At 68.3% G+C, this 13,444-nt stretch carries 14 protein-coding genes; 4 read left to right on the top strand and 10 right to left on the bottom strand.

Annotation, left to right across the window (positions count from 1 at the left end; translation table 11 throughout):
- Nucleotides 1–19 precede the first annotated feature (19 nt).
- A complete protein-coding gene (gene typA / locus ACWPV3_RS03485; RefSeq protein ID WP_292086630.1) occupies nucleotides 20–1,852 on the bottom strand; it encodes a translational GTPase TypA in 1,833 nt (610 codons plus the stop codon).
- Nucleotides 1,853–2,114: 262 nt separating this feature from the next.
- Between typA and ACWPV3_RS03480 the strand changes: the two genes are divergently transcribed.
- Nucleotides 2,115–2,420: a UrcA family protein gene (locus ACWPV3_RS03480; protein ID WP_312735337.1), complete on the top strand. Its 306-nt coding sequence runs from the start codon at nucleotides 2,115–2,117 to the stop codon at nucleotides 2,418–2,420.
- 9 nt (nucleotides 2,421–2,429) lie between these two features.
- On the opposite strand, the gene ACWPV3_RS03475 is transcribed toward ACWPV3_RS03480, so the two are convergent.
- The 5 genes from ACWPV3_RS03475 to ACWPV3_RS03455 are packed head-to-tail and all read right to left on the bottom strand — an operon-like array spanning nucleotide 2,430 to nucleotide 5,304.
- Nucleotides 2,430–2,927, bottom strand: coding sequence for a GNAT family N-acetyltransferase (locus ACWPV3_RS03475; RefSeq protein ID WP_453976850.1), 498 nt, complete (start codon nucleotides 2,925–2,927; stop codon nucleotides 2,430–2,432).
- Entirely contained in the window at nucleotides 2,927–3,361 is a 435-nt protein-coding gene (locus ACWPV3_RS03470) for a DUF1178 family protein (RefSeq protein ID WP_312735334.1), read from the bottom strand. The genes ACWPV3_RS03475 and ACWPV3_RS03470 overlap by 1 nt, the downstream gene beginning before the upstream one ends.
- Nucleotides 3,358–4,206: a carbon-nitrogen hydrolase family protein gene (locus ACWPV3_RS03465; protein ID WP_453976849.1), complete on the bottom strand. Its 849-nt coding sequence runs from the start codon at nucleotides 4,204–4,206 to the stop codon at nucleotides 3,358–3,360. The genes ACWPV3_RS03470 and ACWPV3_RS03465 overlap by 4 nt, the downstream gene beginning before the upstream one ends.
- Nucleotides 4,207–4,212: 6 nt before the next feature.
- Nucleotides 4,213–4,470: a glutaredoxin 3 gene (gene grxC, locus ACWPV3_RS03460; RefSeq protein WP_292086471.1), complete on the bottom strand. Its 258-nt coding sequence runs from the start codon at nucleotides 4,468–4,470 to the stop codon at nucleotides 4,213–4,215.
- Nucleotides 4,471–4,497: 27 nt separating this feature from the next.
- A complete protein-coding gene (locus ACWPV3_RS03455) occupies nucleotides 4,498–5,304 on the bottom strand; it encodes a phosphoribosyltransferase family protein (protein WP_453976848.1) in 807 nt (268 codons plus the stop codon).
- On the opposite strand from ACWPV3_RS03455, the gene ACWPV3_RS03450 reads away from it, so the two are divergent.
- Nucleotides 5,303–6,217 carry a methyltransferase domain-containing protein gene (locus ACWPV3_RS03450; protein WP_312735328.1) on the top strand — a complete coding sequence of 305 codons (915 nt, stop codon included), beginning with the start codon at nucleotides 5,303–5,305 and terminating at the stop codon, nucleotides 6,215–6,217. The genes ACWPV3_RS03455 and ACWPV3_RS03450 overlap by 2 nt on opposite strands.
- On the opposite strand, the gene ACWPV3_RS03445 is transcribed toward ACWPV3_RS03450, so the two are convergent.
- From ACWPV3_RS03445 to ACWPV3_RS03430, 4 genes are read right to left on the bottom strand one after another with little or no spacing between them, the layout of a single operon-like run.
- Nucleotides 6,214–6,405, bottom strand: coding sequence for a Flp family type IVb pilin (locus ACWPV3_RS03445; protein ID WP_292086467.1), 192 nt, complete (start codon nucleotides 6,403–6,405; stop codon nucleotides 6,214–6,216). The genes ACWPV3_RS03450 and ACWPV3_RS03445 overlap by 4 nt on opposite strands.
- 25 nt (nucleotides 6,406–6,430) lie before the next feature.
- Nucleotides 6,431–6,829, bottom strand: a complete 399-nt coding sequence (locus tag ACWPV3_RS03440) for a (deoxy)nucleoside triphosphate pyrophosphohydrolase (RefSeq protein ID WP_453978497.1) — start codon at nucleotides 6,827–6,829, stop codon at nucleotides 6,431–6,433.
- A gap of 11 nt (nucleotides 6,830–6,840) precedes the next feature.
- Nucleotides 6,841–8,220, bottom strand: coding sequence for a bifunctional glutamate N-acetyltransferase/amino-acid acetyltransferase ArgJ (gene argJ / locus ACWPV3_RS03435; RefSeq protein WP_453976847.1), 1,380 nt, complete (start codon nucleotides 8,218–8,220; stop codon nucleotides 6,841–6,843).
- Between the two features lies 1 nt (nucleotide 8,221).
- The gene (locus ACWPV3_RS03430; RefSeq protein WP_453978496.1) at nucleotides 8,222–9,091 is read right to left on the bottom strand and encodes a peptidylprolyl isomerase; all 870 of its coding nucleotides are present in this window, start codon (nucleotides 9,089–9,091) and stop codon (nucleotides 8,222–8,224) included.
- 287 nt (nucleotides 9,092–9,378) lie between these two features.
- Between ACWPV3_RS03430 and secA the strand changes: the two genes are divergently transcribed.
- Together secA and ACWPV3_RS03420 are read left to right on the top strand one after the other, a co-directional pair.
- Complete coding sequence (gene secA, locus ACWPV3_RS03425) at nucleotides 9,379–12,228, top strand: preprotein translocase subunit SecA (protein WP_453976846.1); 2,850 nt, start codon at nucleotides 9,379–9,381, stop codon at nucleotides 12,226–12,228.
- A 51-nt stretch (nucleotides 12,229–12,279) separates the two neighbouring features.
- Nucleotides 12,280–13,440, top strand: a complete 1,161-nt coding sequence (locus ACWPV3_RS03420; protein ID WP_453976845.1) for a kynureninase/PvdN C-terminal domain-containing protein — start codon at nucleotides 12,280–12,282, stop codon at nucleotides 13,438–13,440.
- Nucleotides 13,441–13,444: the final 4 nt, after the last annotated feature.

Here is a 13,444-nt window from a genome sequence, read left to right as displayed (position 1 = left end):
TCGCCGCGTCAGTCAGCGATTATTCCGGGCGAACGCGCTTCTTGCGGAACGAGGGGTTCAGCACCTGCTTGCGCAGGCGGATCGACTTGGGCGTGACCTCGACCAGTTCGTCGTCGTCGATATAGGCGATGGCCTGTTCCAGCGACATCTGGCGCGGCGGGGTCAGACGCACGGCCTCGTCCTTGCCGGCGGCGCGGACGTTGGTCAGTTGCTTGCCCTTGATCGGGTTGACGTCCAGGTCGTCCCAGCGCGCGTTCTCGCCGATGATCATGCCCTGATAGGTCTTTTCGCCGGCGCCGACGAACATGACGCCGCGGTCTTCCAGGTTCCACAGGGCGAAGGCGGCGGTTTCACCGTCGGAGTTCGAGATCAGAACGCCCTTCAGACGGCCGGCGATGGCGCCCTTGTGCGGCTCATAGTGGCTGAACACGCGGTTCAGAACGCCCGAACCGCGCGTGTCGGTCAGGAACTCGCCCTGATAGCCGATCAGGGCGCGCGACGGCGCCTTCAGGCTGATGCGGGTCTTGCCGGCGCCGGACGGACCCATGTCGGCCAGCTCGGCCTTGCGGGCCGACAGCTTTTCGATGACCACGCCGGTGAACTCGTCGTCCACGTCGATCATGACGTCTTCGATCGGCTCCAGCTTCTCGCCGTTCTCGCCTTCCTTGAACACCACGCGCGGACGCGAGATCGAGACCTCGAAGCCTTCGCGGCGCATGTTCTCGATCAGAACGCCCAACTGCAGTTCGCCACGGCCAGCGACCTCATAGGCGTCGCCGCCTTCGGTCGTGGTGACGCGGATGGCGACGTTGGCCTCGGCCTCCTTCAGCAGGCGGTCGCGGATGACGCGCGACTGGACCTTGTCGCCCTCGCGGCCGGCCAGGGGACTGTCGTTGACCGAGACGGTCATGGAGATGGTCGGCGGATCGATCGGCTGGGCGTCCAGCGGCTCGGTGACTTCCATGGCGCACAGGGTGTCGGCCACGGTCGCCTTGGACATGCCGGCGATGGCGACGATGTCGCCCGCTTCCGAACCCTCGTCCAGCGGCTGGCGCTTCAGGCCACGGAAGGCCAGCACCTTGGTGATGCGGCCGCGTTCGATTTCCTTGCCTTCGCGGTCCAGGGCGTGGATCGCCATGCCGGGAACGGCCTTGCCGCTCTCGATCCGGCCGGTCAGCAGGCGGCCCAGGAACGGATCGCTTTCGATCAGCACGTCCAGCATGCGGAACGGCTTGTCCCGGTTGGCCTGGACGGCGGGCGGCGGCACGTGGTCGACGATCAGGTCGAACAGCGGGGCCAGGTTGTCGTTGGGCTGGTTCAGGTCCAGCGTCGCCCAGCCGTTGCGGCCCGAGGCGTAGATGTGCGGGAAGTCCAGCTGCTCGTCCGTCGCGCCGATGGCGGCGAACAGGTCGAAGGTCTCGTTGTGGACGCGGTCCGGGTCGGCGTGGGCGCGGTCGACCTTGTTGATGCACAGGATCGGGCGCAGGCCCATCTTCAGCGCCTTGGTCAGCACGAACTTGGTCTGGGGCATGACGCCCTCTTCGGCGTCGACCAGGATGACGCAACCGTCCACCATGCCCAGGATGCGCTCGACCTCGCCGCCGAAGTCGGCGTGCCCGGGGGTGTCGATGATGTTGATGCGCGTCTCGCCCGCCTTGCCGTTCCACAGCACCGAGGTGCACTTGGCCAGGATGGTGATGCCGCGTTCCTTCTCCTGGTCGTTGGAGTCCATGGCGCGCTCGGTCGTCGCCTCATTGGCTCGGAACACGCCGGACTGGGCGAGAAGCTGGTCGACCAGGGTCGTTTTGCCGTGGTCAACATGGGCGATGATGGCGACGTTACGCAGGTTCATGTCGGGCTCGGGCGGACTGTGTTCGGTCACGGAAAATCCGCGCCGCTGCAAGGGATGCAGGCATTGGGGGGAGAGAGTTTCGCGCGCCTCTTACAGGCAAGAGCGCCGAAACGCCAGAGCAGGCGTTTTCGCGCCCCGTCCGGCCCCGGCGCCCACGCCGGCGCGCCTTACCGATATTTCATCCGCAACGCCGCATCCGCAGGCCCCGCAGGTCGCCTCCTGTTCGCAAGACGCCGACCCGGCGAATGCAATGGAGACGACGATGAGCCTGATCGCCGGATTGACCTTGGCCACAACCCTGCTGGCCGGACCGGCGCCGGACATGTCTGTTCAGGCCCAGGGCCTGAACCTGGCGCGGCGGGACGAGGCCCTGATCCTGGCCCAGCGGATTCGCGTCGCCAGCCGCGACTGGTGCGCCGTGAACGGGGCGTTTCTGACGCCGGATTCCATCGGGGATCCGCGCGTCTGCGAGCAGGAGATGCGGCGGCGCGCGGTCAACGCCATTCCACGCGCCCATCGTGTCGACTTCGTTCGGGCCGGCGGCCGGACGGCGTTGAACCGGCCCTGACGTCACACCTCAGAGCGGGCGCACCATATAGCGGGCGTCGGGTCCATAGCTGGCCAACTTCTCGGCCAGGGCGTCCGAGGCCCGGTCCTGAAATCCGTGACGCCGCCAGAAGTCGGCGGCGTCATTGACCGCCACCAGGGCCACGGCGGGCCAGCCGTCCCCGGCCGCCTGTTCGGCCAGACGCTCCACTATGGCGCCGGTCACGCCGCCGCCCCGCGCCTCGGGGTGCAGGGCCAGGTCGTGCAGATAGATCAGCGCCGGTTCGCCCGGCAGCCCTTCGATCACCGTGTTCAGCGGCGGCGCGCTGTCGGCCTTCCAGGGATAGGCGATCAGATAGCCGCGCACCGGCCCCTCCGCCTCGGTCAGCACGAAACAGCCGCGCGGATAGAGGGCCAGCCGGTTCTCGAAACAGGCGCGGTCCTCGAAATGATCGGGAAACGACAGCCGCGCCACATCGACCACCGCATCGATGTCGTCAGGCCGCATCAGCCGCCAGGTCAGAGCCATCAATGAACCTTTCCGGGATCGGGCGGGGCAGACGGCAGGGGAGCGACGGGGACCCCGTCGTCCTTCAGCTTGCGAACCTCAGCCGGCGTCGCCTCGCCGTAGATTTCGCGCTTTTCGGACCGGCCTTCGTGGATGTCGCGGGCCTCGCGGGCGAAAGCGTCGCCGACATAGTCGAAATTGGCCTCGACATGGGCGCGCACCTCGCGGGCCGCCTCCATCATCATGGTCTGCATGCGGGCCGCCACGTCAGGCGCCGGGTCGGCCTTGCGCGCGCCGCCGACCGCCGGCGCCATTACGGCCTTGTCCACCGCGTGCGAGCCGCAGAACGGGCATTCGACCAGGCCGCGCGCCGCCTGGTCGTCATAGTCGGCGGAGGAGCCGAACCAGGCCTCGAAACCATGGGCCTGATCGCATTTCAGGGCGTAACGGATCATGAGGGGTCCAAGACGGGGCTGAAGTCGCGGTCGTGGGTCAGGGCGGGGACGGCGGCGCGCGCGCGCGTCACGGCCGTCAGATCCAGGGTCGCCGGCACGACGCAGGGCTCGTCGTGATCCGCCTTGGCGACGATCTCCCCCCACGGCCCGACGACGGTCGAACGCCCCCAGGTCCGGCGGCCGTCCTCATGCGTCCCGCCCTGCGCCGGGGCCAGGATGAAGGCGCCCGTCTCTATGGCCCGGGCGCGCAGAAGGGTCTCCCAGTGCGCCTCTCCGGTCGGGACGGTGAAGGCGGCGGGAACCGCGATCATAGCCGCCCCCGCCTTGGCCAGCTGACGATACAGATGCGGAAAACGGATGTCGTAGCAGACGGTCAGACCCAGGCCGCCCCAGGGCGCCTGGGCCATCGCCGCCCGATCGCCGGGCCGGACCGTGGCGCTTTCGCGATAGGTCTCGCCGTTCGGCAGATCGACGTCGAAGACGTGCAGCTTGTCATAACGGGCGACGACGGCGCCGGTCGGATCGATCAGCAGCGACCGGTTGGCCGCCCGGCCGTCGCCGGGCTGATCGGACCGCACCAGGGCCGAACCGATCAGCAGCCAGACGCCCAGTTCGGACGCCAGGGCCCGCAAGCCCAGGACGGCGACGTCATTTTCCTCGTCCGCCAGAACGGCCTCGCGCAGGGCGCGACGCTGTTCCAGCAGATTGGTCCCTTCGGGCGTCAGGATGAGTTTCGCTCCGCCGGCCGCCGCCTCCCGGATCAGCGGCGAGACATGGGCCAACCCGCCCGCCGCCGTCGCCGGCGTGCGGGTCTGGATCAGGGCGATGTCCAGCGTCTCGCCCAAGGCGCGTCAGGCGGCCAGCAGGGGGTCGAGCTTGCCCTCGCTGTCCAGGGCGTGGAGATCGTCCGACCCGCCGACATGGCGGCCGTCGATGAAGATCTGCGGAAAGGTCATGCGTCCGCCGGAACGTTCGACCATCTCGGCCTTCTTCTCGGGATCGTTGGACGCGACGATCTCGACATAGTCGACGCCCTTCTTCTTCAGCAGGCTCATGGCGCTGAAGCAGTAGGGGCAGCCGGGCTTGGTGTAGATGACGACGTCGGCCAAAGCAGGTCTCCAGATTGGGGTTGGAGCCTACATAACGATCTCGCGCGCGTTTCGCACCCTCGCCACCACCGCCAGGTCGACGGCGCGCGCCCCGGCGGCCGTCAGGGCGCGCGCGCAGGCCTCTGCCGTCGCCCCTGTGGTGAGGACGTCGTCGATCAGCAGCACCCGCCGTCCCTTGATGCGGCGCCGCCCCGCCTCGGTCACGGCGAAGGCGGCCTTGACGTTCAGCCGCCGTCCACGCCGGCTTCGCCCGCCCTGGCTGGCGGTATGGCTGATCCGGACCAGGGCGTCGGGCGCATAGTCGAGGGCCGATGCGCGGGCCAGAGGTCGGGCGATCTCGGCCGCCTGGTTGAACCGGCGCGACAACAGGCGAAACCGGTGCAGAGGCACGGGCGCGACCACGTCCGCCTCGGCGATCAGATCGGCGGCGGCGCGGCCGATCCAGCGGGCGAACAGGGGCGCGAACTGCTGCTGGTCGCCATGTTTGAACCGCAGGATCAGACCGCGCGAATCTTCGTCATAGACACAGGCCGCCCGCGCCCGTTCGAAGGCGTAGGGCCGAGCCAGACAGGCGGCGCAGCGGCTGTCGGCGAAGTCGCCCCCGTCCATCTCGAAGGCCGCGCCGCAGCCGTCGCACACCGGCGCCTCCAGAAACCGGATGCGGCTCCAGGCGTCTGGCGTCAGGCCGGCAGCGGCCGTCGCCTCGCGGCTGTCGTGGGCCATGGGCGGCAGGATCAGGTCGGCCATTCCCCGCATCCATAAGCCGGGCCCCTCGCGCAAACCCCGTCCCGCCCCTTCCCAGGCGCGCCGCCAGACCCCATTCTGCCCTGCCATGGCCCCCTCCCCGCTCCAGTCACCGCCTCAGGCCGACGGCCCGCCGCTGATCTTCGACGCCGCCCGCCGCGCCGCGCGTCTGACCCGGTCGGCCCCAAGGTTCGATCAGGCCGACTTCCTGCACGCCCGCGCCGCCCAGAACGCGGCCGAAAGCCTGGAAGCCATCCTGCGCGATTTTCCCGTCACGGTCGATTCTTCCGCCCACCCTGGCGTGTTTGAGGCGGCGGTGCGCGCCAGCGACGCGGCCGGACGGGTCGGACCTGTCGCAACACCTCTGAGCGTGGATCAGCGCGCCGCGCCGGGCGCCGCGCCCCTGCCGCTTGCGGCGGACAGCGCCGATCTGATCGTGTCGCTGCTGTCGCTGCACTGGGCCAACGACCTGCCCGGCGCCCTGTCCCAGATCCGCCAGGCCCTGAAGCCCGACGGTCTGTTCATCGGCGCCCTGTTCGGCGCGGGCACGCTGAAGGAGCTGCGCGGCGTCCTGACCGAGGCCGAACTGGCCGAACGCGGGGGCGCCCAGGCGCGAGTCTCTCCCTTCGCCGACGGCCATGACGGGGCGGCCCTGCTGCAACGCGCCGGCTTCGCCCTGCCCGTCTCGGACGTGGATCGCTTCACCGTCCGCTATCCGGACCTGTTCGCCCTGGTCCGCGACCTGCGCGCCATGGGAGAGACCAATGTGCTGAACGGCCCGATCCGGCCCTTGACCCGGTCCATGGTGGCGCGAGCGGCCGATCTCTACGCCCAGCGGCACGGCGACGCCGACGGCCGCATTCCCGCGACGTTCGAGATCATCCATGTCGCCGGCTGGAAGCCGCACGAAAGCCAGCAGAAGCCCCTGCCGCGCGGATCGGCCAAGATGCGTCTGGCCGACGCCCTGGGCGTGAAGGAACGAACCGGCGAAGAGGCCGACTAGCCGCCGATCGCCGCCTGAATGGCGGTGCTCAGCTTCTCGACCGTCCGGGCGAAACCGCCGGTGTTCGTATTGCCGAGGGCGCTGATCGAACCGACGATGGCCAGGAAGATCAGGGCGCAGATCAGGCCGTATTCGATGGCCGTGGCGCCGTCGTCGTCGCGCAGGAACCGGCCGATGAAGCGTCGCATGGCCGGCCTCCCTGGTCGGCGGTGGTCACAAGAGGTCGCGTAGCCAGGCGACCAGCGGTTCGTCGGCGGGCGGCATGGGATAGTCCGACAATTTGTTCGGCTTCACCCAGGCCAGGGCGTCATGCTCGCGCGCGGCGACCACGCCGTCCCAACGTCGACACAGATACAGTGGCATCAAGAGGTGAAAGGAATCGTAAGCGTGGCTGGCGAAGACGAAGGGCGCCAGGCAGCTTTCCTTGACGTCGATGTCCAGTTCTTCCTTCAGCTCGCGGATCAGGGCCTGTTCGGGCCGTTCGCCCGGCTCGACCTTGCCGCCCGGAAACTCCCACAGACCAGCCAGCGTCTTGCCCTGCGGTCGTTTGGCGATCAGCACGCGACCGTCCACGTCGATCAGGGCGACGGCGACGACCAGAACGGTGGGCAGAGGCGCGTCGGTCACGAGCGATAGTCGCCGTTGATCTCGATGTAGCCCTTGGTCAGGTCGCAGGTCCAGACGGTGGCCGAAGCGCGGCCCGAACCCACATCGACGGTGATGTCGATCTCCGGATTCTTCATATAGGCTGTCATCTTGGCCTCGTCGTAGGTCGGGGCCGGGGCGCCGTCGAGGGCGGCCTGGTGCGGGCCAAAACGGATGGCCAGGCGGTCGCGATCGACCGACTCCTCGGTCTTGCCCACGGCCATGACGACGCGGCCCCAGTTGGCGTCCTGACCGGCGATGGCGGTCTTTACCAGGGGACTGTCGGCGATGGACTTGGCCAGCTTGCGGGCCGACGCGGGCGAAGCCGCGCCGTCCACCGTCACCTTGACGAACTTGGTCGCGCCCTCGCCGTCGCGCACCAGCTGGTGCGCCAGGTCCAGCATCACCTTGTCCAGGGCGGCCGAGAAGCTCTTCAGCCGCCGGTCGCCGACCCGGCCGATGCGCGGCGCGCCCGAGGCGCCGGTGGCGAACAGCAGGCAGGTGTCGTTGGTGGAGGTGTCGCCGTCCACCGTCACCGAGTTGAAGGTGGTGCGCACATGCAGGCCCAGAAGGGCGCGCAACACGCTGGGATGGATGTCGGCGTCGGTGACGATGAAGGCCAGCATGGTCGCCATGTCCGGCGCGATCATGCCCGAGCCCTTGGCGATACCGGCGATGCGGACCTTGTAGCCCTCGATCTCGGCCTCGGCGTAGGCGCCCTTGGGGAAGGTGTCGGTGGTCATGATGCCGCGACCGGCTTTGGCCCAGGCGTCGGCGGCCAGCCCGTGTTCGATCTCGGGCAGCTTGGCCAGGATCTTCTTTTCGTCCAGCACCACCCCGATCACACCGGTCGAGGCCAGCATGACGTCGCGCTGGCGACAGCCGAAGCGTTTGGCGACCTCGGTCGCCGTGCGCCGGGCGGCGTCCGCCCCGGCCTTGCCGGTGAAGGCGTTGGCGCAGCCGGCGTTGATCACCAGGGCGCGCACGTCCTTGCCGTCGCCGGCGGCCAGCTGTTTCTTGCACCAGTCCACGGGGGCCGAGCCGATCTTGTGACGGGTGAAGACCCCGGCGCAGCTGGTTCCGCGCGCGAAGCGGAACACCACCAGATCGTCGCGTTCATGCTTGTAGAAGCCCGCCCGCGCCGTCGCCATCTCCACCCCGCCGATGGGCGGAATGGTCGGAAACGGCACGGCCAGGGGCGAGATGGCCAGGCCCGGCTTGCCGGCCGGCGGCGTCGGCGCGGCGGCCTCGGTCCCCGACGGGCGGGTCGCGCGCTTCAGCGCCGTCGCCAACGGATCCAGCGCCTTTTCCAGCGCCTGTTCGATCTTCTGGCCGGTGGTGGAAGGAGTCTTGTTCATGTCAGGCGGCCGGTACGGGGGCGGAAGACGGCGACGCGGGCGTCGGCGGGACGGAAGCGGCGGGCGATGCGGGCAGAAGGACGTCCACCTTGGACTTGCCGCGCAACTGCTCCAACAGGCGGCGCACCCCGTCATAGGTCAGGTAGCGGACGATCTGCGGACGCGCCTGTTCCAAAGTGGGCGGGGTTTCCTTTCGCCGATCCTCGACCCGCAGAACGGCCCAGCCGCCCTCGGTCTGGAACGGGCCGACGACGGACCCCGCCGGCCTGTCGCGCAGCGCGGCGGCGTAGCTTTGCGGCATGACGTCCAGGGTGGAATAGCCCAGGTCGCCGCCGGAAAAGCGGGTCGCCTCGTCGATGGAGCGTTCGCTGGCCACCGCCTCGAAGGCGGCGCCCTGACGCAGGATGCCCAGAACGGCGTCCGCCTCGGCCTTGGTGCGGGTCAGGATCAGGCGGACGCGGATTTCCTCGGACGTCTTCGCCAGACGAAGCTGTTCGTTATAAAGCGTCTGCACCGCCTGGTCGGACACCGCGCCGTCGACGACGTTCTCGACCAGCATGTCGCCGAGGATGCGTTCGCGCGTGGCCTCCAGCCGGCGCTGGGCCAGGGGCGAAGCGTCCAGCCGGCGCCGCTCGGCCTCGCGCGCGAGAAGCTTCTGGTCGATGACCTCGTCCAGCACCCGGCGGAACAGCTCGGAAGTCGTGTCCAGCGGTTCGTTTTCGCCGATCAATCCTTGAGCCACCGCCTCGCGCCGCACGTCCGAGGCCCAGATGGTCGCGTCCTGCACACGGGCCACCGCCTTGTCGCCGGCCTCTGGCGCGTGGTCGCCGCCGCCGCGCGAACAGGCCGATACGGCCAGGCTGGCGACCATCAGGGCCGCCGTCAGAACGCCGAAGGGTCGCCGGATTGGGATCAAGGGGGCGCTCCGTCGAAGGCGGCCGAAAGCCCCTCGCGTTGACAGGGGTTAGGCCGGTGCTTAAGTCCCGCCTGCGCCCAAGTCGAGGGGTTTTGATCGTCTGCGCGGCCCTTCGCGCGCGCCCGTTGCGGCGTCTGTGGGGCCGGCGCCGTTCAAGCCTCTCTCGCGGCGTCCAGTCTCGCCGCCCCATCTCGGGATTTCTGAGCCGTTCGAAACGACGCTCGACCCTTACCGGATCTGCCATGCTCGGCTTCGCCAAGAAACTTTTCGGCTCTTCCAACGATCGCAAGGTCAAGGCCTTCCAGGATCAGGCCCAGCGCATCAATGCGCTGGAGCCCAAGTTCGCGGCCCTGTCCGACGACGAACTGCGCATGATGACGGACACGTTCCGCGACCGTCTGGCCGCCGGCGAGACGCTGGACAAGATTCTGCCCGAAGCCTTCGCCGTGGTGCGCGAGGCGTCCAAGCGGGTGCTGGGCCAGCGCCAGTACGACGTCCAGCTGGCCGGCGGCATGATCCTTCACCAGGGCGGCATCGCCGAGATGCGGACCGGCGAGGGCAAGACCCTGGTCGCCGTGGCCCCCGTCTATCTGAACGCTCTGGCGGGCAAGGGCGTCCACGTCATCACCGTCAACGACTACCTCGCCCGGCGCGACGCCGAGACCATGGGCCGGGTCTATCGCTTCCTGGGCCTGGACGTCGGGGTCATCGTCAACGGCCTGTCCCAGGGGCAGCGCCAGGCCGCCTACGCCGCCGACGTCACCTACGGCACCAACAACGAATTCGGCTTCGACTATCTGCGCGACAACCTGGTCTATGACCGGCGCGAGATGGTGCAGCGCCCGCACAACTTCGCCATCGTCGACGAAGTCGACTCCATCCTGATCGACGAGGCCCGCACCCCTCTGATCATCTCGGGTCCGACCGAAGACCGTTCGGACCTCTACAAGGTGCTGGACGCCCTGATCAAAGAGCTGATCAAGGACCCCGACACCTTCGAGCTGGACGAAAAGCAGAAGCAGGTCCTGCTGACCGAATTGGGCTCGGAACGGCTGGAAGAGGCGCTGGAGAAGGGCGGCCACTTCGCCGAGGACACCACCGGCCTGTACGACGCGGCCAACATCACCCTGGTCCACCACTCCAACCAGGCCCTGCGCGCCAACACCCTGTACCAGCGTGACAAGGACTATATCATCAAGGGCGGCGAGATCGTCCTGATCGACGAATTCACCGGCCGCATGATGACGGGCCGCCGCCTGTCCGAAGGTCTGCACCAGGCCATCGAGGCCAAGGAGGACGTCAAGATCCAGCCCGAGAACCAGACCCTGGCCTCGGTCACGATCCAGAACTACTTCCGCCTGTATGAAAAGCTGTCGGGCATGACCGGCACGGCCGCGACAGAGGCCCAGGAATTCGGCGACATCTACAAGATGGACGTCCTGGAAGTGCCGACCAATCGGCCGATCCAGCGCAAGGACTACGACGACGAGGTCTATCGCACCCACGCCGAGAAGAACCAGGCCATCGCGCGCCAGATCGCCGAGTGCCACCTCGCCGGTCAGCCGATCCTGGTCGGCACCGTTTCCATCGAACGTTCGGAACAGCTGTCGGACCTGCTGAACCGTTACGAGTACAGGGTCGAGGTCTCCCGCAAGCTGAAGCCCGAATACGCCGGCAAGGCCAAGGAGGCGGAAAAGATCGGCGACGCCGCCTATGACATCACCTACGAGACCAAGCTGCGCGGCATTCCGCACAGCGTTCTGAACGCCCGCCAGCACGAACAGGAAGCCTATATCGTCGCCGACGCCGGCCTGCCGGGCGCCGTGACCATCGCCACCAACATGGCCGGCCGCGGCACGGACATCCAGCTCGGGGGCAACCTCGAGATGAAGATGCAGAAGTGGCTGCTGGACCAGCGCAACCTGGCCGTCGAGGTGACGCCGGAAATGGAAGCGGCCAAGGAGGCCGAGTTCAAGGCCGAGATCGCCGTCCTGAAGGAACAGGCCCTGGCCGCCGGCGGCCTGTTCGTCCTGGGCACCGAACGCCACGAAAGCCGCCGCATCGACAATCAGCTGCGCGGCCGCACCGGCCGTCAGGGCGACCCCGGCGTGTCGAAATTCTACCTGTCCTGCGAGGACGATCTGCTGCGCATCTTCGCCGGCGACCGCCTGGACTCGATCATGAAGACCTTCGGCGTAGCGGAAGGCGAGGCCATCACCCATCCCTGGCTGAACCGCGCCATCGAGACCGCCCAGAAGCGGGTCGAGACCCGCAACTACGACATCCGCAAGAACCTGCTGAAGTACGACGACGTCGTGAACGACCAGCGCAAGGCCGTGTTCGAGCAGCGCCAGGAGTTCATGGACTCCGAGGATCTGTCCGAACTGGTCGGCGACTTCCGCCGCGACGTGGTCTCCGACCTGGTCGAACGCTACATGCCGCCCAAGGCCTATGCCGAGCAGTGGGACATCGACGGCCTGGACGAAAAGGTCCGCTCGACCCTGGGTCTGGAGCTGCCGCTGCACGACTGGGCCGCTGAGGAAGGCGTGTCGAACGAGGAGATCGAGGAGCGGCTGCTGGAAGCCGCCGACGCCCGCGCCGCCGAACGGCTGGAGATGATCGGCGCCGAACAGACGCGCGGTCTGGAAAAGCAGTTTCTGCTGCAGATGATCGACATGCAGTGGCGCGAACACCTGGTTCACCTGGACCATCTGCGCGGCGTCATCGGCCTGCGCGGCTACGGCCAGCGCGATCCGCTGCAGGAGTACAAGACCGAGGCCTTCAACCTGTTCGAGGGCCTGCTGCACGACCTGCGCCACAACGTCACCCGCTGGCTGATGACGGTGGAGTTCCGCTTCCAGCCGCCGCCCGAAATGCCCGAGTTCCAGGAAATCCACCTGAACCCCGGCACCGGCGAGAACGAAATGGACGATCCGTCCGCTCAGAACCCGGAAGGCACGCTGATCGGCGACGACCGTTCCAAGCTGCCCATCGAGGCCCTGCCGCCCGGCTGGGAGATGACCGGCCGCAACGCCCCCTGCCCCTGCGGTTCGGGCCGCAAGTTCAAACACTGCCACGGCGCGCTCATCTGAGGCGCGTCACGCGCGGCTTGAGCGCCAGGTGAGATGGCCTAAAGGGGAGGGATGAGCCACAAATCCCTCTTCTCCCGCGCTCTGGCGGCGGCGCCCGGTCGGCTGCATTTCGCGGCGCACAGCCATCATCTGTGGCCCGACGTCAGTTTCGAGGCCCAGCAGCAGGCCTGGTTGGACGCCAACGCCCATGCCGACCAGAAGTGGGACCTGGTCTTCGGCGAAGTGATCCCCGAGGCTCAGGCCCATGTGGCGGCCGAACTGGGTTTGCCGACGACCGACGGCCTGGTCTTTTCCTCCAACACCCACGACTTCCTGTTGCGGATCTTCTCGGCGTTCGAGCGGCGGCCCGTGCGCATCCTGGCCACGGACGGAGAATTCCATTCCTTCCGCCGCCAGGCCCAACGCTGGGAAGAGGAGGGTCTGGCGGTCGTCACCCGCGTGCCTTTGGCCCCGTTCGACACCTTTCCCGACCGGTTCATCCAGGCGGCGCAGGCGGGCGGGCACGACTGGATCCTGGTCAGTCAGGTCTTCTTCCGCACCGGCGGCCTGTTCGACAGGATCGAGGCCCTCGCCGCCCTGGCGCGCCCCGAGGGGCCGTGGATCACGCTGGACGGCTATCACGGCTTCATGGCCGTGCCGACCGATCTGTCGGCGGTGGCGGATCGGGTCTTCTACGTCGCCGGGGGCTATAAATACGCCATGGCGGGCGAGGGCGCCTGTTTCCTGCATGCGCCGGAAGGGTTCGGTCCGCGTCCGGCCGTCACCGGCTGGTTCGCCGAATTCGGCGATCTGGAGGGCCCGCCCGGCGGGGTCCGGTATCGCCGGGACGGCGGCCGCTTCTGGGGCGCGACCTTCGACTGTTCGGCGCTGTACCGATTCAACGCCGTGCGCCGGATGCTGCAGGATCAGGGCCTGACAACCGCCGATACGGCCGAGCATGCGCGCCGCCTGGCGACCCGGTTTCAGGCGGCGGTGACGGACGGCCAGGCCGGGGCCCTGTCCCAGGCCGAAATCCTCAATCCCGTGGAGGGCGAGGGTCCCCGCGCCCGCTTCCTGGCCCTGCGCCACCCCGAGGCGCCGGCCTGGCGCGCCAGGCTGTTGGCGGCGGACGTCGTCTCCGACGTACGCGACGACGTGATCCGCTTCGGCTTCGGCCTCTATCAGGATCAGGAAGACGTGGATCGCCTGATCGCCGCCTGCCGCACCCTCTGATCGC

The organism is Brevundimonas sp. Marseille-Q4549, assembly GCF_976940555.1.
The sequence above is the reverse complement of the archived record's forward strand: the minus strand, read 5'-3'. Positions and strand labels throughout refer to the sequence as shown.